General features: G+C 60.0%; 22 protein-coding genes and 2 pseudogenes. 18 read left to right on the plus strand and 6 right to left on the minus strand.

What is annotated here, in order from left to right:
• The first annotated feature begins 23 nt into the window (after positions 1 to 23).
• The 14 genes and pseudogenes from QCE69_RS35530 (at position 24) to QCE69_RS35595 (ending at position 10,976) form a co-directional block, all read left to right on the plus strand.
• Entirely contained in the window at positions 24 to 707 is a 684-nt protein-coding gene (locus QCE69_RS35530) for a phage baseplate assembly protein V (protein ID WP_409021275.1), read from the plus strand.
• Complete coding sequence (locus tag QCE69_RS35535; RefSeq protein ID WP_309935609.1) at positions 704 to 1,063, plus strand: GPW/gp25 family protein; 360 nt, start codon at positions 704 to 706, stop codon at positions 1,061 to 1,063. Before QCE69_RS35530 ends, QCE69_RS35535 begins: the two co-directional genes overlap by 4 nt.
• Complete coding sequence (locus QCE69_RS35540; RefSeq protein WP_309935610.1) at positions 1,060 to 1,971, plus strand: baseplate J/gp47 family protein; 912 nt, start codon at positions 1,060 to 1,062, stop codon at positions 1,969 to 1,971. The genes QCE69_RS35535 and QCE69_RS35540 overlap by 4 nt, the downstream gene beginning before the upstream one ends.
• Positions 1,964 to 2,530, plus strand: coding sequence for a phage tail protein I (locus tag QCE69_RS35545; RefSeq protein ID WP_309935611.1), 567 nt, complete (start codon positions 1,964 to 1,966; stop codon positions 2,528 to 2,530). Before QCE69_RS35540 ends, QCE69_RS35545 begins: the two co-directional genes overlap by 8 nt.
• Entirely contained in the window at positions 2,527 to 3,444 is a 918-nt protein-coding gene (locus QCE69_RS35550) for a hypothetical protein (protein ID WP_309935782.1), read from the plus strand. Before QCE69_RS35545 ends, QCE69_RS35550 begins: the two co-directional genes overlap by 4 nt.
• Positions 3,445 to 3,613: 169 nt before the next feature.
• Positions 3,614 to 4,039 carry a hypothetical protein gene (locus QCE69_RS35555; protein WP_309935612.1) on the plus strand — a complete coding sequence of 142 codons (426 nt, stop codon included), beginning with the start codon at positions 3,614 to 3,616 and terminating at the stop codon, positions 4,037 to 4,039.
• Positions 4,040 to 4,041: 2 nt separating this feature from the next.
• Positions 4,042 to 4,332, plus strand: coding sequence for a hypothetical protein (locus QCE69_RS35560; protein ID WP_309935613.1), 291 nt, complete (start codon positions 4,042 to 4,044; stop codon positions 4,330 to 4,332).
• 6 nt (positions 4,333 to 4,338) lie between these two features.
• Positions 4,339 to 5,511, plus strand: a complete 1,173-nt coding sequence (locus QCE69_RS35565; RefSeq protein WP_309935614.1) for a phage tail sheath protein — start codon at positions 4,339 to 4,341, stop codon at positions 5,509 to 5,511.
• A gap of 39 nt (positions 5,512 to 5,550) precedes the next feature.
• On the plus strand, positions 5,551 to 6,060 hold the full coding sequence (locus QCE69_RS35570) for a phage major tail tube protein (RefSeq protein ID WP_309935615.1): 510 nt from the start codon (positions 5,551 to 5,553) through the stop codon (positions 6,058 to 6,060).
• A gap of 65 nt (positions 6,061 to 6,125) precedes the next feature.
• A complete protein-coding gene (locus QCE69_RS35575) occupies positions 6,126 to 6,482 on the plus strand; it encodes a phage tail assembly protein (RefSeq protein WP_309935617.1) in 357 nt (118 codons plus the stop codon).
• An 8-nt stretch (positions 6,483 to 6,490) separates the two neighbouring features.
• The gene (locus tag QCE69_RS35580; RefSeq protein ID WP_309935618.1) at positions 6,491 to 6,607 is read left to right on the plus strand and encodes a GpE family phage tail protein; all 117 of its coding nucleotides are present in this window, start codon (positions 6,491 to 6,493) and stop codon (positions 6,605 to 6,607) included.
• Positions 6,607 to 9,183 (plus strand): hypothetical protein, encoded by a 2,577-nt coding sequence (locus tag QCE69_RS35585; RefSeq protein ID WP_309935619.1) that lies wholly within the window; start codon positions 6,607 to 6,609, stop codon positions 9,181 to 9,183. Before QCE69_RS35580 ends, QCE69_RS35585 begins: the two co-directional genes overlap by 1 nt.
• A gap of 12 nt (positions 9,184 to 9,195) precedes the next feature.
• Positions 9,196 to 9,615: pseudogene (locus QCE69_RS35590) on the plus strand (phage tail protein); the annotation flags it as partial.
• Between the two features lie 305 nt (positions 9,616 to 9,920).
• Complete coding sequence (locus QCE69_RS35595) at positions 9,921 to 10,976, plus strand: phage late control D family protein (RefSeq protein ID WP_309935620.1); 1,056 nt, start codon at positions 9,921 to 9,923, stop codon at positions 10,974 to 10,976.
• 38 nt (positions 10,977 to 11,014) lie between these two features.
• Here QCE69_RS35595 and QCE69_RS35600 read toward each other — a convergent pair whose 3' ends face one another.
• From QCE69_RS35600 to QCE69_RS35610, 3 genes are all read right to left on the minus strand, one after another.
• Positions 11,015 to 11,290: a hypothetical protein gene (locus QCE69_RS35600; protein WP_309935621.1), complete on the minus strand. Its 276-nt coding sequence runs from the start codon at positions 11,288 to 11,290 to the stop codon at positions 11,015 to 11,017.
• A gap of 10 nt (positions 11,291 to 11,300) precedes the next feature.
• Complete coding sequence (locus QCE69_RS35605; protein ID WP_309935622.1) at positions 11,301 to 11,585, minus strand: DUF6723 family protein; 285 nt, start codon at positions 11,583 to 11,585, stop codon at positions 11,301 to 11,303.
• Between the two features lie 456 nt (positions 11,586 to 12,041).
• Positions 12,042 to 12,287: a hypothetical protein gene (locus tag QCE69_RS35610; protein WP_309935623.1), complete on the minus strand. Its 246-nt coding sequence runs from the start codon at positions 12,285 to 12,287 to the stop codon at positions 12,042 to 12,044.
• A gap of 360 nt (positions 12,288 to 12,647) precedes the next feature.
• On the opposite strand from QCE69_RS35610, the gene QCE69_RS35615 reads away from it, so the two are divergent.
• Together QCE69_RS35615 and QCE69_RS35620 are read left to right on the plus strand one after the other, a co-directional pair.
• Positions 12,648 to 13,019, plus strand: coding sequence for a DNA-binding protein (locus tag QCE69_RS35615; protein ID WP_112007958.1), 372 nt, complete (start codon positions 12,648 to 12,650; stop codon positions 13,017 to 13,019).
• Complete coding sequence (locus QCE69_RS35620; protein WP_309935624.1) at positions 13,016 to 13,540, plus strand: RES family NAD+ phosphorylase; 525 nt, start codon at positions 13,016 to 13,018, stop codon at positions 13,538 to 13,540. Before QCE69_RS35615 ends, QCE69_RS35620 begins: the two co-directional genes overlap by 4 nt.
• A gap of 759 nt (positions 13,541 to 14,299) precedes the next feature.
• Here the strand turns inward: QCE69_RS35620 and QCE69_RS39640 are convergent.
• On the minus strand, positions 14,300 to 14,476 hold the full coding sequence (locus QCE69_RS39640; protein WP_409021268.1) for a hypothetical protein: 177 nt from the start codon (positions 14,474 to 14,476) through the stop codon (positions 14,300 to 14,302).
• On the opposite strand from QCE69_RS39640, the gene QCE69_RS39645 reads away from it, so the two are divergent.
• On the plus strand, positions 14,454 to 14,792 hold the full coding sequence (locus QCE69_RS39645; protein ID WP_409021269.1) for a 5-methylcytosine restriction system specificity protein McrC: 339 nt from the start codon (positions 14,454 to 14,456) through the stop codon (positions 14,790 to 14,792). The genes QCE69_RS39640 and QCE69_RS39645 overlap by 23 nt on opposite strands.
• Here QCE69_RS39645 and QCE69_RS35630 read toward each other — a convergent pair.
• A pseudogene (locus tag QCE69_RS35630) lies at positions 14,732 to 15,208 on the minus strand (transketolase C-terminal domain-containing protein); the annotation flags it as partial. The gene QCE69_RS39645 and the pseudogene QCE69_RS35630 overlap by 61 nt on opposite strands.
• A 247-nt stretch (positions 15,209 to 15,455) precedes the next feature.
• Here QCE69_RS35630 and QCE69_RS35640 point away from each other — a divergent pair.
• Positions 15,456 to 17,597, plus strand: coding sequence for a glycosyl hydrolase family 28-related protein (locus QCE69_RS35640; protein WP_309935774.1), 2,142 nt, complete (start codon positions 15,456 to 15,458; stop codon positions 17,595 to 17,597).
• A 49-nt stretch (positions 17,598 to 17,646) separates the two neighbouring features.
• On the opposite strand, the gene QCE69_RS35645 is transcribed toward QCE69_RS35640, so the two are convergent.
• The gene (locus QCE69_RS35645; RefSeq protein ID WP_309935626.1) at positions 17,647 to 18,339 is read right to left on the minus strand and encodes a GNAT family N-acetyltransferase; all 693 of its coding nucleotides are present in this window, start codon (positions 18,337 to 18,339) and stop codon (positions 17,647 to 17,649) included.
• Positions 18,340 to 18,393 lie beyond the last annotated feature (54 nt).

Consider the following 18,393-nt stretch of genomic DNA (forward strand, 5'->3'; position numbering starts at 1 on the left):
GCATGGCCGGCAACATGGCCGGTATGGACGCTAACGAATTTCGCCGCTTGATTGTCAACCTGATCCGCAAAGGGTCAGTGTTCGCGGTCGACCTCTCGACCAATCCGCCAACCGTGCGTGTGTCGGTGGGCGATCCCGACGACACCGACAATCCCGGCCTCACGACCAATTGGATTCCGTTTTTCGCTGCGCGCGCAGGCGCGACGCGTGAATGGAACCCGCCGACTGTCGGCGAACAGGTCATGCTCTTTTGCCCGATGGGCGACCCGGCGCAAGGCGTCGCGCTTCCCGGCATCTTTTCCGACGCCGCGCCCGCACCGGTCCAAAGCCCTACCGTGCACACGACCGTTTATCCAGATGGCGCGGTCATGCAGTACGACCATGCTGCGCACGAGCTTTCGGCGACGCTGCCGGTCGGCGCGACGGTGAAGGTAATCGCGCCGGGCGCGGTGACAGTCCAGACGCAGACGGCGACCGTCAAGGCGGATTCGATCACGCTCGATGGCGACACGACTGTGACCAAGTCGCTCAACGTCAAAGGCCCGTTCTCCTTCCAAGACGGCATGAGCGGCAAGACAGGGCCGAGCGGCGGCGATCACATGATCGACGGCACGATTCGCGTAAGCGTCGACGTTATTGCTGGCAACAAAAGTTCAGCGCATCACAAGCACCCTGAGACCGGCTCAATCACGGACGAACCGCAATGAAGGGCATGAACGCAATCACCGGCCGTGCGCTCGGCGGGCTCGATCACTTGTATCAGTCCATCGCAAAGATTCTGACGACACCGCTGGCGACATGCGTCAAGCGTCGCGCGTTCGGCTCGGAGCTCTTCGACCTCGTCGACCAGCCGAATAACGGCGCAGCGCGCACACGTCTTTATGCGGCCGTCGCGACCGCACTCATGCGCTATGAGCCGCGTCTGACGATCACGCGCGTGCAGCTGAGCATCGACGATTCGACGTTTGGCGGCGCACAGGTGATCGACATTGAAGGCTACACGACAGAGACCGGCGACACAGTTCAGACCAAGGTCGACCTGACAACCGGACAAACGCTATGAGCACGTCAGCATTGATCGACCTCGCGAGCCTGCCGCTTCCTGACGTGCTCGAAGTGCTCGACTTCGAGAGCATTCTCGCGACGCGCAAGGCGGCGCTCATTGCGCTGTGGCCGGAAGGAGAGCAGGCCGATATCGCTGCGACCGTCGAGCTCGAATCCGAGCCGCTCGCGCGCCTGTTGCAAGAAAACAGTTATCGAGAGCTCGTGCTGCGTCAGCGAATCAATGACGCGACGCGCGCCGTGATGCTCGCCTTTGCGAACGGCAACGACCTTGTTCAGCGTGCGGCGCTTTTCGGCATCGAAAAGCTCGTCGTTACTCCGGCCGATCCTGAGAACGATATCGCCGAAGTCGACGAGGACGACGACGACTTGCGCCGACGCATTCAGCTCGCGCCGCAAGGATTCAGCGTCGCCGGGCCGGCAGCTGCTTATGTCTCGAAGGCGCTCGCCGTCGACGGGCAACTGCTCGATGCGAAGACCTCGCGGCCGCAACCGGGAGACGTGCTGGTGACACTGCTCGCTCGTGACGGCGACGGCACCGTGCCGCAGCCGATTATTGACGCAGTCTACGCAGCGCTGAGCGAAGAAGATCAGCGCCCGCTCAATGACACCGTTTTTGTCGCGTCGGCGGAGATCGTCACATATCGCATTCATGCGAAGGGCTACACGAAATCGGCCGTGGGCGCTGACGTGCTGCTTGCGCAGGCCGCGAAAAATGCGCAGGCGTATGCGGACAAGGTGCACCGCATCGGCGTCGGGGTCGCGGTGTCGGCAATCACCGGCGTGTTGCAGGCCGCTGGCCTCACCAAGACGGAACTGATCGAGCCGGCCGCAGACCTTGTCATCGACGACACGCAGGCGTCGTACTGCCTTGAAGTCGTGATCGAGAACGGCGGCATCTATGCCTAATCTGCTTCCGCCCAATGCGACCACGCTCGAAAAGCGCACCGCTACCGCGCTCGCCGCGATCGACGATCTGCCGATCCCGATCCGTGACTACTGGAATCCAGACACCTGCCCGGCAGCGCTGCTGCCGTATCTCGCGGCCGAAGTGTCCGTTGATGGGTGGGAGCTCGCGGAGTCGGACGAAGCCCGGCGTGGGTTGATCAAGGGCGCGATCCAACTGCATCAGAAGCGCGGGACACCGTGGGCCGTGCGCGAAGTGATTCGCCGGCTTGGGTTCGGTGAAGTGGCGATCGTTGAGGGCCGGCGCATCCGCCGGCGCGATGGCAGCACGACACGCAATGGCGACTACGTCCATGGCGATGCGTCGGCGTGGGCGCAATACATCGTGCGTCTCTCGCAGCCGATCACGATCGACCAAGCGACCAACCTGCGCGCCGTGCTCGAACGTTATGCGCCGCAGCGTTCCCAGCTCGTCTCGCTCGACTATCAACAAGCGGAGATTCGGCATAACGGCGTCGCTCTTCGCAATGGCCAATACACAAGAGGGAGCATCCAAGCATGACGAATCTCGTCGAATCCGATCAATGGGAAGAGGGCGTATATCAATACGAGACGTCTGACCCTGTACAGGGCGGCCCTGACGGCGTTGATAACAAGCCGCTCAAACAGCTCGCGAACCGCACGAAATACCTATTCAATCGCATCGCCGAAATCCTCGGCGTCGCAAAAGCGTATGCGCTCGCCGGCGGCACGGCGAATGCAATCACCGCCGCTTACACGCCGGCGGTTCAAGCGATTGCAGATGGGTCGGTGTATCGGTTCAAAGCCGGCGCGGGCAACACTGGCGCAGCAACCTTCACGCCGAACGCGACAGGTGACCAAGCGATCCCCGCCGCGCCGATCTGGGGCCTCGATCATGCAGCATTGAAAGGCGGAGAAATCGTCGTCAGCGGTCTCTGTGAAGTTCAGTGGAACGCTTCGCTCAACAGTGGAAACGGCGCATGGGTATTGGTGCGAAATTCGGGCGGCGTTCAAACGGCCGTCGCGCCAGCGCAAGGCGACAGCAGCGCGAAGGTTCCGACAACCGCGTGGCTGTCGACGAATATTCAAGCGCTTGTCGCAAGCTGCATCGATGCCGTGGCTTCTGCTGCCGGCTTCACGCTGGTGACGGGCGACATAGGCTATTTGAAACTGCCTTCGTGGCTTGGCGGGGTGATTCTTCAGTGGGGATGGTCATCCAACGTAGTGAGCGCAACCACGCCAGTGACTTTCCCGATTGCGTTTACGAGCGCCTGTTGGCGTGTCATTGCCACAGGCTACCAAGTCGCCTATGGCGTTCAGGCTTACACGGTCCTGAATAGCAAGTCGGTAACTGGGTTCGGGTGGGGCGCATTTGCTAACAACAGCGGTAGCGCGCCGGTCAATTCAACGTTGGCCGCCCAAGTTCAAAACTGGTGGCTTGCGATCGGGAAGTAAGGAAATGAGACAAAAACAAGCTGCATACGATTCGACGAGCCTCTCGCTTGTCAAACCAATCATCGCTTTCTATGACACCGTTGATAGCCCCGCGCCCGAAGGCGCGAGCGTCATCGACATCACGGATGAAGAATGGCGTGATTGCATCTCCAATCAAGGCGCGCGCGGCGTGAAAGACGGCGCGCTCACCGACATGCCGCCACCTTCCGATGCAGAGCTGCTCGACGCGGCAAGAGTCGCGAAAGTCGCCGAACTGGCGGCCGCATGCAAGGCGGCGATCTACGCCGGCTTTTCATCGAACGCGCTCGGCGAGCTTTACAGCTACCCAGCAAAAGACACCGACCAGCAAAACCTTGCGTCGAGCGTGCTCGCCTCATTGATGCCCGGCAATGCGGCCGATTGGTCGACGCCGTTTTGGTGCGCCGACGCTTCCGGCGAGTGGGCGTTCCGCGCGCATATGGCTGCGCAGATGCAGCGTGTTGGCCAGGACGGCAAAGCAGCGATTCTTGCCGCGATGGCGCGCAATGCGCAGCTCGCCGCGCAAGTAGCGGCGGCCGAATCAGTCGACGCGGTCAATGCAATTGCGTGGAGCTGAGCATGTTCTTGCGCTGGCTTCGAAACGTACTCGTGGCGCTCGATCAGCTCGCAAATGCGATTGCGTTGGGCGACCCCGACGAGACGATATCGAGCCGCGCGGGCAAGGCCATGCAAGAGGGCAAGCGATGGGGCTGCGTGCTCTGCCGCTGCCTCGATCTTCTGCAGAAAGACCATTGCCTGAAATCGATCGAATCGGATGAAGGTGCGCGCGCGCTCTTTCCCGAAAATCAGAGCGGCGCATCGAACGATTCGACCGCGACACTTTCCCGTATCACCTTACCCTCGGAGTGAAACAACATGGCGCAAGACTATCACCACGGCGTACGCGTCGTTGAAATCAATTCGGGCACGCGCCCGATCCGCACGGTATCGACTGCTGTCGTGGGTGTCGTGTGCACGGCCGAAGACGCCGACGCGACGATGTTCCCGCTCGATACGCCCGTATTGATCACGAACGTTGTCGCGGCGCTCGGCAAAGCAGGCACCAAAGGCACGCTGTACAAGACGCTCAATGCGATCGGTCAGCAAACCAAGCCCGTGACTGTTGTAGTGCGCGTTGATGAAGGTGCGGACGCGGCCGCGACGACGACGAACGTCATCGGCACCGTGACGGCCGATGGCAAATACACCGGCATGAAAGCGCTGCTCGCCGCGCAGGCGCAGCTCGGCGTCAAGCCGCGGATTCTCGGCGCACCGGACCTCGACACGCAACCGGTCACCGCCGCGCTCGCCGCGATCGCGCAATCGCTGCGCGGCTTCGTGTACGCCTATGCCAGCGGCTGCAAGACGAAAGAGGAAGTCACGACCTACCGCGCGCAGTTCAGCCAGCGCGAAGTCATGATCATGTGGCCGAATTTCCTCGCGTGGGATTCGACGGCGAATGCGAACGTTGAAGTTCCGGCCGTCGCGTATGCGATGGGCCTTCGAGCGAAGATCGACAACGACACCGGCTGGCACAAGACGCTCTCGAACGTGGGCGTGAATGGCGTCGTGGGAATCTCGGCTGACGTGTCGTGGGATTTGCAGGACCCGGCGACCGATGCGGGGTATCTCAACGAGCTCGACGTGACGACCCTGATCAACAAAGACGGCTATCGGTTTTGGGGCTCGCGCACGTGCTCCGACGACCCGCTCTTTCAGTTCGAGAACTACACGCGCACGGCGCAAGTCATCGCGGATTCGATCGCAGAAGCGCAGATGCCTGTCATCGACGGGCCGCTCAATCCGTCGCTGCCGCGCGACATCATCGAGGCAATCAACGGCAAGTTCCGCGAGTGGGTGTCGCAGGGTTACATGATCGGCGGTTCGTCGTGGTTCGACCCGGAGCCGAACACGACCGATGTGCTGAAGTCGGGCAAGGCGTACATCGATTACGACTATACGCCGGTTCCGCCGCTCGAAAACTTGGTGCTGCAGCAACGTATCACCGACCGCTATCTCGCCGACTTCGCTTCGCGCGTGAACGCGTAATCAATCACGCCGCATAGGCACGCAAAGGAGCATCACAACATGGGTATGCCTCGTAAGCTGAAGGGGTTCAACCTCTTCCACAACGGCGAGAATTTCGTCGGGCAAGTCGCGGAAATCACGCTGCCGAAGCTGACGCGAAAGATGGAAGACTGGCAGGGCGGTGGCATGAGCGGCCCGATCAAGGTCGATTTCGGTCAGGAAGGGGTTCAGATGGAATGGACCGCCGGCGGCATCATGAAATCGGTGCTCTCGCAATACGGAGTCACGAAGCATGATGGCGTGCTGCTTCGATTCGCCGGCGGCTACCAGTCCGAAGACTCGACCTCGTATGACTCCGTCGAGATCGTCGTGAAAGGTCGTCACATGGAGATCGATCCGGGCACTGCCAAGGCGAAGGAAGATACGTCTTTCAAGGTGACGACCGTCGCCAGCTATTACAAGCTGAGCATCAACGGCGAGGACATCATCGAGCTCGATTTCGTCAACATGATCGAGAAGGTCGGCGGCACTGATCTGCTCGCGGCGCTGCGCACCGCGATCGGCCTGTAACCGAAACACACGCGAGCCGGCGATGACCGGCTCGCCATCCATCACATCACGCCACAAGGGGCAGCATGAAGACGAACAAGCAAACCAATCCGCACGACGCCGTCGACGTTGTCGCCGGACCCGTCGAAGACTCCAACACGCACACGCTCGACACGCCGCTCGTTCGCGGTTCGCAGATCATTGACAAGATCACGCTGCGAAAGCCGAAGTCGGGCGAGCTGCGCGGCGCGTCGCTCTCCGACCTCGTGAATCTCGACGTGGCCGCGCTCTCGAAGGTGCTGCCGCGCATCAGCACGCCGACGCTCACCGAGCAAGATGTCGCGAACATCGATCCGGCTGACCTCGTGATGTTGGGAGGCATCTTTGCCGGTTTTTTGATGCCGAAGGCCATGAAGTCGAAGCTGGAATCCCTGAACGGGTAGAAGACCCCATGGCCGATATCGCGCTGGTTTTCGGATGGACGCCGGCGACGATGAACGATTTCAGCCTGTCGGAGCTGATGGACTGGCGCGAGCGGGCGCGTGAACGATACGAGCGAAAAGACTGATGGATAACGCGCTGAAACTTCGCGTGATGTTCGACATGGTCGACAACATCACGAAGCCCCTTAAAACCATGCTCGCCGGAAACAAGGGGCTCGCTGCGTCACTCAAGGATACGCGGCGCGAGCTCGCCGAAATGGGCAAGACGCAAAAGGCCGTCGCATCGTTTCGCGAAATACGCACCGGCCTCGAAGCAACTGGCGCACAGCTCGCGACCGCGCGCGAGCGCGTGAAGGAACTGGCGGGCTCCCTGCGCACCATGGGGCCGCCGTCGCAAAAGATGATTGCAGACTTGCAGAGCGCTCGCGAAGCCGCGCGCGCACTGTCGCAACAGCAAAAGCAACAGGCGCAGACGGTCAACGACCTGCGCACGCGTCTCGAAGGCGCAGGCATCAATACGCGCAACCTCGCGCAACACGAGCGCGAGCTGCGCACCAATATCGCGGCGACCAATTCGGCCATGAATGAGCAGGCCGCCAAGCTGCAGCAAATCAGCGATCGTGAGAAGCGTGTCGCTACGGCGCGCAAGAGCATGCAGGACGTGCAGGGCTTCGCCGCGAATATGGCCGTCGCCGGTTACGCTACGCGTAGCACCGGCGCGCATGTGATCGGTGACTTGCGCGAGACGCTCGACGAGTCGAAGAAAGCCGAGAACGAGGGTATGCGCATCAAGGCGCTCGGCTTGGGCGATCACGCTGCGGAAGACGCGATCAAATATGCGCGCGCAATGAAAATGTACGGCGTGTCGACGACCGACAACCTCACGATGATGCGTGACGCGCTTACCATCTTCGCCGACGAGCATCACGCGCAGATGGTGATGCCGACGCTCGCGAAAATGAAGTTTGCGAACGAATCGATGTTCGGTGCAGAAGACGCGCACGCGAACGAAGAGAAATTCATGAACATGCTGAAGGTGATCGAGCTGCGCGGCGGCACCAAAGACGAAGCGACGTTCAAAGACGAAGCGAACATGGTGCAAAAGGTGCTCACCGCAACCGGCGGCCGAGTGGGCGGTGATGAATGGCGCAATTTCATCCAGACGGGCGGCGTCGCGGCAAAGCAACTGCGCAAAGACGCGTTTTATTACCAGATGGAGCCACTCATTCAGGAAATGGGCGGGCATGCGGTCGGCACCGGTTTGATGTCGGCATACAGCAACGTCTATCAGGGCAAGACAACGGTGCGAGCTGCCAAGCAAATGATGTCGCTTGGTCTGCTCGATCCGAAGATGGTCGAATACACGAAGATCGGCACGCTCAAGCAAGTGAAGCCGGGCGCGCTGCGCGGCGGCGACATGCTAAAAGCGTCGCCGCTTGAATGGCTCGAAAAGGTGCTGCTGCCGAAGCTCGCCGCGAAGGGGATCACTGACCCGGATAAGGTCAAAGACATGATCTCGACCATCTTCACGAATCGGACGGCCGCGAATCTGTTCACGACGATGTACATGCAGAGCGCGCAGATTCACAAGAACGAGAAACTCAACGCGGGCGCAGACGGCATCGACGAGCTCAAAGCGAAGGGCGAGCAGATGACGACAGGGCGCGAGACTGAGTCTCTCGCGCAGTTGAAAAACCTGAAGCAGGAAATCGGCGAGCGGGTGTCGCCACTGTATAACGCCGGCCTGCAAGTGCAAGCTACGCTTACAGCGAAGGTCGTCGGATTCATGAAAGAGCACAGCGCGGCGGCGACGGCGATCATTACCGTGCTCACGGTGCTCGCCGCGCTGCTCGTTACGGTCGGAACGCTGACGATCGCGCTCGCCGGCGTGCTTGGGCCGCTCGCGGTGCTCCGCTTTAGCATGACGACGCTCGGCATGCAGGGCGGGCTGCTTGCGCGCGGGCTTGGACTCGGCGCGAGCGCGTTTCGCATGTTTGGGTCTGCCGCGATGCTTGCCGGCCGCGCGATGCTGATGAATCCAATCGGCCTTGCGATCGCGGCTGTCGTCGCCATCATCGCCGGCGCGGCGTACTTGATCTATACCCATTGGGACACGATCAAGACGGGCGCGGCGAGCGCATGGGATTTCATCCGCGCCAAGTTCGCAGAATTCACCGGGTGGTTTAGCTCGATGCCGGCGCAATTCTCCGCTATCGGATCGAACATCATCGGCGGGCTCGTGAACGGCATCACGGGCGGGCTCGGCACCGTGAAAGATGCGATCGTGAATGTCGCGAGCTCGACGGTAGGATGGTTCAAGGAAAAACTCGGCATCCACAGTCCAAGCCGCGTATTCGGTGAGCTCGGCGGATTCATCAGCCAGGGCGCCGCGCTCGGCATGGAAGACGAGCAGGGCCGCGTCGCGCGGGCGGCCGTGGGCCTCGCTGGCGTCGCAGCGAATTCATTCGGTACCGGCGCGCTCGTGCGTCCGACTGTGCCGATCGATCGACGCGGTCCGCTATCGAGCACGCCGGCGGCGGCGAGCGCGGCGGCCGCCGCATCGACGCCGGCGATCATCAACATTTACCCGCAGGCCGGAATGGATGCGCAGGCCATCGCGCGCGCCGTCGCGGCCGAGCTCGATCGGCGCGACCGCGCAAAGCAGTCGCGTATTTCGTCGAGTTTGTCGGACAGGGAATAAGGAAAGCCGATCATGATGCTCTCACTCGGACAATTCGTTTTCAGTCTGAAAACTGCGCCATTCAAGGAGCTGCAGCGTCAGCGCAGCTGGAAACACCGCACGAGCTCGCGCGTCGGCGCACGCGATGCGAGCCAATACACAGGTGCCGGCGATGACACGATCACGCTTAACGGCATGGTCGCGCAAGACAACGAAATCGGCACGATCGCGTCGCTCGACGAGCTCGCCAAAATGGGCGACACCGGCGACGCATATGTGCTCGTCGACGGATCAGGCACGGTGTACGGCGCATTCATTATTGAGAGTCTCAACGAGACGGCGACATATCACACGGCCGAAGGCATCGCGCGCAAGATCGAATTCAACCTGTCGATTAAGCGCGTCGACGATGATGTGCTGTCGCTTTCGTCCGATGTGAAGTCGACGACCGACGCAGGCAAGGCGACGGCGAGCGAAGCGTCGACGGTGCTTTCAGATACGAAGAAGGTCGCTAACGTCGCGGCCGCCGTGGTGACTGCGGCGAAGAGCTCGACCGTCTCGAACCTGAGTTCTGCGGTCGTCAGTGTGACGGATGGTATCGACGCGAGCACGGCGAGCGCGGTGTCGAAAGGGCTGAGCAATGCTAACGGACTGTCGCTCGCAAATGTTGTGTCTGCAGCGAAGCAGATATCGCAACTAAACGGGCAAACCGCGAGCAGCGCGATCGCGCTCGTGTTATCGAAAGCGGCGGACGCATCATGACCGACAGTACGCGCAAACAACCGTTGGCGGACTATCGCATCACGCTCGATGGCCGCGATCTGTCGCGCCTGATTGCGCCGCGCCTCATGGCTCTGACGCTCGCTGAGTCGCGCGCCGATGAATCCGACATGCTCGATCTCGTCATCGACGACAGTAAAGGCACTTTTGCCATTCCGAAGCGTGGCGCGAATATCAAGGTGATGATCGGATGGGTTGGCGAGCCGCTCATCGACAAAGGCACGTTCACCGTTGACGAAGTCGAGCATAGCGGCGCACCGGATATCATCACGATTCGCGCACGATCGGCCTCAATGACCAACGCCATGCACGAGCGGCGCGAACAAAGCTGGCATGGTCAAACACTCGGGTCGATCGTGCGCACCGTCGCCTCGCGGCATTCGTTGAAAGCGGCCGTTGCTGACGTGCTCGCGAAAGTCGCGATTGCACACATCGATCAGACGCATGAAAGCGATATGTCGTTTCTCACGCGCCTCGCCAAGCGCTACGACGCGGTGATGAACGTCAAAGACCTGAACCTGCTTTTCATGCCGATCGGTACCGGCAAGACGGCAAGCGGGCGCGCGCTCTCCGAGCTCGCGCTCACGCGGCGCGACGGCGATCAGCATCGCTATCACATCGCGCAGCGCGAGAGCTACGCGGCCGTGCGCGCTCATTGGCATTCGAACGGCAAGGGCAAGCGGCAGTCGGTCGTCATCGGTGGCGAGAACAATCACAACGTGAAGGTGCTGCCGGAAGACTATCCGAGCGAGGCGGAAGCGCGCGCGGCCGCGCAGGCCGAATTTGCGCGCGTACAGCGTTCGCAGGCCACGCTCGATTACACGCTGGCGCGCGGCCGCGCTGAGCTCTTTCCAGAGCTGCCGGTGACGGTAAGTGGTTTCAAGCCAGACATCGACGACACGCCGTGGCTCGTGAAGAAAGTCACGCACACGATCACAGGCGACGCAGGATTCTCCACGGCGCTGGAGCTCGAAGTGCGCGACGATCCGACGACCGACCGACATCGGTCACATTTTCGCCGATCAGGACGGTGAGCCACGTGCTTAATCTCTGCTGAGCGATCCGGCGCGAGTCAATCGGCTGCTGATGACCCTGAGATTTTCCGCGAACGATCGCCCGCCTCGAGCGCAGGTTGAAGGTGTTTAGTCTGCAGATTTTCACCAAGCCAACGCGAATGCTTGAGCGCCTCGATGAGCGCGTCTTGCTCTGTTGCAAACGGTCCCAGGGTGTCCGACGCTTGATGTTGCTGGGTGCGTGTGGGAATGATCACTTTCGACAGAAACTTGTTGTCCTCCGTCCACACGACGACCGTCAATTGCCCGCGCGCAGGCCGAACGATCTTGTACATGGAACGCTCCTTAGTACTCGGGGCACTGTATATCCCCAGCTACTAGTTTAGTCGCTAACTCTAGCGCAGCAGCGACAGCAGCCTCCTTTTCCGGAAATGGACCGATATCAGATGAACCCTCGAAGGGGTAGAGAACGTGGCCGTCCGTTTTGCGAACAACGGTGAGACTGCCGAGATACGCACCCGTAAAGCGGACTATGTAGGACGCGTAGACCGCATAGTCGTCCGCGCAGAGTTGCGTCGACGCGGGCGCGGTCATTTCGCTGCCAAGATACTTCAGCTTTGCACGCCTCATGCGTCGATCTCCAGTCAAAGCGCTCAGCGCAAGATCCGCGCATTAAGCTGATTTATTCGATGGAACGCCGTCGGTAAAAGACCGCCCGACCAGCGAGTCGAAGGCGGCTTCGTCGCAGTCGGCAATGGCGGCGACCAGCCTCATGAATGCGCTGAGGCCTGAGAGCTCACGCGCCAAAACCCGCGCGGTGCGAAGTGTGATGACACCGACCGCCGGAGCACGGCCGTCCTCGCACAAGCTGAACTCGAACTGGTGTAGTTCTGCAGGGTGTGCAGAGCAACGGTGCGAAATAATGGTCGCGATACTTCCCATGATGCGAAACAAGCCATGACAGCTACGCAGAGCAATTCGCGTTCCGCACAGAGCGCGGATAACCGTATGTCATGGCCTTCTCCGATGGGCGCGTCGGCCGCCAAGGTGTAGTGACCGCGCGCACTGCAAGTATCGTTGCTGTTCTTATTCGCTTAATGAGAGCCGTAAACCTAGTCTGCGCGCGAGCGTTTTTTGACGCTGACGGCCACTTTCGATGGTTGAGTCGAACGTCCCGTACATCTTGGCGCGGCGTACCTTGTCAGCAACGGCCCACGCTTTCACGTAATGATCGAAAGCCCGCTGGCTGGAAGCGTAAGCAGGGGCGACGGCTTCAACCCAAAGAATTAGGTCGTCGTATGTCACAACGACCTCACCGAACAGGTCAAGCATGCAGCGTCCAACAGAATTGCGACGGTTTACAGTAAGCTAACCCGGCAAACCTTGCAGCTTGTTTGTAAATAGATGCTTAAGCAGCAAGCAGCAAGCCTGCGAAATGGCGATTTGTTGCAGGAACGCCACGCTTACGGCGATTCCTATAGGTTGACATAATGCTTATTATCACATTTTCGTTAGTTATACGAACCGCCCGAGTGGAGAATTGGTGCACTATACATAAAGCGATTTATCCACTATTCGTGAAGCACCTAACTAATCATGAGATCGATCTCGCTATCGCTTCTATCGCGAACATCGTACTATGCTCGAACTGTGCGTATAATGTGCACATGGATCATCGCCGGAGCTTAAGAGATGAACGCTGACACCCTTGCCGACGTTTTGGAGTCTGCCCGAGAAGCCGGTACCTCGCGGCTTTCTGCGATTAATCTCGCCAACGTGCTCGGCCTGCAGCAGCAAGATTTGGCCACCATCGCCGGCGTGCACCGGAACACGCTGCGCACGCATCCCGAGTCGCCTCGATTGCAGGCCGCCTTGCGTGACCTCATGCGGGTCGTGTCGGCAGCCGTCGCTGTCCAACCAGACATCGAACGTGCGCTGTTTCTGATCAAAAACCATCCGATCCCGGCGTTTCGCCATAAAACGATTCTCCAGTTGGTTCAGGAGGGTCGGACGGAGGATGCGATCGACTACCTGGAATCTATCAGCGCAGGTTTCGTTGGATGATCCTGACCGATCTTCCGGAAGGAACCACGCTCTATCGCGCCCACACGCCCCGCTGGGCCGATCGCCCGGTGAGTGGCGCCGGCGCCGCGCTGAAGGGCGGACGCTTCAACAGGGAAGGAGTCGAGGCGTTATACCTCTCACTGGAAGAGCTGACGGCGCTTCGCGAATACCAGCAGACCTCCCCCTTTCTACCGCCCTGCACCATCTGCTCATACACCGCCAGCCTCCGGGACCTGGTAGACCTGCGGAAGGTGGAGGAAGGGAACTGGGACGAGCTTTGGCAAGATTGGCGCGAGGACTGGCGGTATTGGAAGTTCGACCAACACATCGAACCGCCAACCTGGGTGTTAAGCGACCTAGTCCGGGACCTCGGCTGCACCGGCATTGTTTTTCCAAGTCAGGCGCATGAGGGAGGAACGAACGTCGTTGTCTTCAGCGATCGACTTCGCGATGGCAATTCGATCAAAGTCAACGACCCTGCCGAACAGCTACCTAAAAATCAGTCGAGCTGGCTGCGCTGAGCCTCCAATGGGCAATTTTTTTCGGCGGTTTGCACAGCAGAACCAGTTTGACAGGTAGACGCGACCCAAGCGAATGTGTGACCCTTTCTTCAGTCTTTTTGACTACACAGAACTCCGAGACTTTCGGAAGCCCCTGCTTGCAAGGTCCCAAGTTCATCGACCATTCGCTGTTACTGGGCAAGCTGCCGCTCGTCGGCCAATGCCGACGTTCGGGCATCGTGCTTCATGTGGCGGCTCCAGGTTCCTTTTCTGTCGTTCGACGCTTCGCGAACGCGAATGTCGGGTGTACTGACGCGGATGCGTACTCTCGTACCGTTGCCGCCGTCCGGTCTGCCGGGCTCGTAGGTACCCTATCAAATAGCGTCGAGCGATCCGATCGATTCGAGCTGGTACATTGCTTTATGATCACAGGAACTTCGCGCCTTTGCTCGCACAACACCCATGTCAACGTCCAAAATTCCAGATGCCGTCGTCAAATCCTGGGAAGACCCCGACATTCGCAGAAAGCGTCTGGAACGCCATAGCGTGCTATGCAACGGAGTGCGCTTTCCGAGTTTCGTTGCGGCGCTGAAGCACTTCGGCATTCCGGATCCCACGAACAGACATATCAAGATCCGAGGCCTGCTGACCAGCGGAGAAAGTCCTCGGGAAACCTGGCTTCACGAAGGCAAGGAATATGTCTTCGAACTCGCCGATCCTCCCGGCACAAACGAATCGACGGTCGCAGATTCGGGCATGCCCGCAGTCATCGAAAAGACATCACCGGACATGAACACTTCCCTCCTCGACCAGATCCTTTACGGGCCGCCGGGAACTGGCAAGACGTATCAAACGATAGAGAAGACGCTGGAGATTCTCGATCCGCAATTCCTTGCCGACAACCAGGAACGCTTCGCGTTGAAGCGCAGCTTCGATGAACTCGTCGAAGCGGGTCACATCGCATTCGTCACCTTCCACCAGAGTTTCAGCCACGAGGTTGCTTCGCGAGCTGCCTGCATCGCGCGATGCGGAGAAGGATTTCCGCAGGTGGCAGGACGACAGATTGATGGTGCATTATCGGCCGGTAAAGCCATGGTGCGAACTGGTCTTGCGCCGGCACTTGCCGCACGCGGTTCACGGAGACTGGCGCGGCATCAGCTTTCGGTTTCCCATGGAGCGGCTCTTCGAGGACTACGTGGGTTCAGTGCACCATATGCCCGCTTTCGATAGCGTGGTCGCCACCGCATCGCCCAGTCCGCTCATGACTGTGTGATATTCCGCGACGACGACCATTCGAGCGCTGCGATTCGCCTCCCGGATAATGGTCTCGGTGTCGCGCGGCTTGATGGTCGGCCCGTGCAGCACGGCGACATCAACCTTGTCCGCTTCCAACACCTTCGCTGTTTCAAGCGCGCATCGTCACGATGCCCGAGGAGATGATGAGCACGTCCGGTCCATCTCGGAGCATTTTCGCCTTGCGCAGTCGAACTGGTAGTTATACTCGTCCAGTACGGCCGGTACGTTTCCGCGCAAGAGCCGAGCGTAGATCGGACCCTTTAGCGCCGCGATGGCCGGCACCATTTTTTCGATGTCGAACGCATCACAAGGGTCGATCACCGTCATTTTCGGCATTGCACGCATAAGCGCCAAGTCTTCAGCCGCTTGTTGGCTTGGACCATAGCCGGTGGTGGCGAGGCCACCGCCGTGCACGCGGCGGCCGCCTGCTGCTTCGCGGCCACGACGCGCTCGCTAAGCGCCCACGACAACATCAGCCATACCGCGACACTCAGCAGGCCGCAGAGCACGGCGATCAGAATCCAGAGCGTGAAAAGCTGAGTGGAAAACGACGGTCTCGGCATGGAAGGAGCATGAGCGAACGGAAATGAGCGGCTGTCAAGCAAGTCTTCTGGCAAGCATAAGGAGCGGCTTGAACGTCGTGGTCGTCCGTTACGTAGCGATCGGACTCCGCTGCCTCTCCCCCTTCGGGAATGCCCTTGCCGGCGCTTTATACATGCAAGCCCGGCGCTTGAAACATGTGCAGAAAAAAGGAACAGGATTAATGGAACCAGGTAAGCAAGAGACTCATTCCGATTGGACACCAGACTCTCCGTTACCTCATCGTCGTAACTTTTTGCTCGCAGCAGGCGTAGGAGCCGCCGCAATAGCCGGGGCATCGCGTGCGGGTGCGCAAACATCTCATGCCGCCGGCCAGGTCGACATCTATCACGGAATGCCCCCAACGGATTTCGCCGCTCCGAACGCACTCGTCGCCGATTCGATTTCGGCGCTGCGACAAGCCTCGAAGAGCGTTTATAGCCGGGCTTTTCTCACCGGTTACTATGGACCGCATGACGGCGGCGGCGGCGTCTACGAACACGATCCCAAAGATACGACAAGCACCGAAAACGGCGGCACGATCATCGTCGCAGCGGACGGAGGGCGGTGGAAACTGGCATTCGGCGGCGCGGTCGACGTTCGCCAGTTTGGCGCAAGAGGCGACGGTGAAACCGACGATACCGACGCCATTCAACGGGCTACCGATGCCCTTGGCCGGCTCGGCGGAGGACGGCTGTATTTCTCGCAGGGAACGGCGTCGACAGGCGGGCGCTTCGTCATAAGCGGCGTCGTCGTCAAGGTCGCCAATGTCGCGTGGCTCGGCACGGGAACGCCGAATGGCGGTCTGCTCGTCCGGCAATCGATCCATATCGGACAGTCGGGTTTCTCGGCGCGCCATCTGGATTGCCAGCATTCGGGACCGCTGAACGGCACGGCGTCGAACTGCTTCAGCGTCTATAGCACCGACAAGAGTGTCCCGCTCAGCGATTTCGTGTTCGAGCGATGCACCTTCAACGGCTTCTTTTATGCGGTGGATTTTCTCGGCTGCCTCGACTCGCTGCCCATTGCGACGGCTTCCCATACAAAAAATCCGATCTATAACACCCAGATCCTGTTCTGTAAGTCGACGGCACCGGCGCGGCAAAACGCCGGCCACTTTCAGCATCAGTCGGTGTTTGGCTGCGCGGTGATGGGATGCGAAACGTATAACGGAAAGAACTGCGCGTCGTATAACTTCACTCGCGACTGCCGCGACATCAAGGTTATCGGAAACTTCGATGCGAACAGCGCGTGGGGCGCGGTTGAAATCGAGAACAGCCCAAAGGCGAATGCTGTCGTAAGCGGCAACACCTTCACTTCAACCGTGACGTCGCAATACGCCGCGATCTGGGTGGATGATTCCGCCCATGTGCGCGTCTATGGCAATGTCGTGCAATGGCTGCTCAAGGCGAGTTGCGGGAATTCCATCAAGAGTTCCAGCGGCTTGTATCCCGAGGAAATATGCGCGCAGACGCAGGTCCACTTCAGCAACAACATCTGCTCGCATATCCAACTGGGTTCATTCGGCACGTATGTCAGTGGCACGGTCAGCGCCGATGTCAAAGACAATATGATCTTTGGTTCCGGAGCGCACGCGATTCTCGCGGACCGATATTACGTTGGCGGTGAGATCGACCATAACAAGGCGACCGGCGCGCTCGGCAACTTTGCGCAACTCGTGCGCACGCCCGCTTTGCGCGTTTTCGTGCGCGGGAACAATAGCAATGGCACGCCTTCGGCTGTGAGCGGCTCGGGCGGGACCATCATCGCTCAGGATAACGACTCGATCTGGAGCGATCAGACCGAAACCAATCTGCAAGGTCTGAATATCGCTCAGGGCGTGATCAAGATCGCTCCCGTCACCCAATCCGGCATACCTGCCGGCGGTTCGGCGGCCTTTGTTTTCAAAACGCACGAAGCAGTTCGCCGGGTGTCTCTCACGGTATTCGAATTCCGGTGTCTCTGTCGCGCTGCAGTGCCGCTCGCCGACGACTATGTGGCGTTTTCCGTTCTCGTCTCCAACGATAACGGAACCTTCGTTTGTAACGTGTCCCCCTTGGTCAAGATGCTGGGCAATCATGCAAGCAACTTCACCGTATCGGCTTCGATGTCAGAGGCGACCCTCGCCATTACGGTCACGAATTCCCATTCAGCCAAACTTGGCGCGGTTCAGATGTTCTGCGAGAACCTGATGAACCTGTAGCCTGTAGCCCGCACGGCCGGGCTGCATCGCCCGCGAACACGGCCCTACGCTAGATGAGATTTGCTTCGCCGTCGCGCGCGGGTCGATTCGCGCTGTCGAGCCGCATGCGTACCGACTCTAGCCTTGCCGGAAAATAGCGCGAGCGCGCACGCCGCCGCTCTAGCGGAACGAAGCCAAGCCTTCGATAGAGCGCCATTGCCCGGGGATTGCTCACGAGTACATCGAGCACCAGTTCGCGATTCTCCGCATCGAGGCTATCGAGTTTTGCTCGGCACGCATAGTCGAATAGCGCGGCAAAAACGCCCTTGCCACGGGCATCGGACGCGGTCGCGCAGTGCGCGAGCAGCGTTTGCGTGCGCCTGGGTTTGGGCAATTCGGTTTCCAAGATCAGGCCACGAAGCAGGATTGGCACCGCGCGCATCGGACCAAAGTGACGTAGCACCGCCCAGGCGATATGGGGATCGTCGGCAAGCAGACGGCGACCGTCATGGAGCGCGAGCACGGCCACGACCCTACCCTGAGCATCCACCGCCACTTCGTGGCGCCGCCATGAAAAGCGTCCACCCGACCCGCGGAACTGTCTTTTCAGAAACGCGATGCATTGCTCTGGCGACGCGCCGAGAAAATATTCGAACTCGTGCTCGCCTGATGCAAACACGAGCGGCGCACACACTGCCGCATCGCTGGCACGCGCCAGGCGGAACGTCAACGTCTGGTGATTTTTTTGCATCTCGACGGGCATGGTGTTATCGGGGATGTCGCGAACGGGTTACATCGCACGCGGTTGAACGCGACG

Origin of the sequence: Caballeronia sp. LZ032 (assembly GCF_031451315.1) — a bacterium.
GTDB lineage: Bacteria > Pseudomonadota > Gammaproteobacteria > Burkholderiales > Burkholderiaceae > Caballeronia.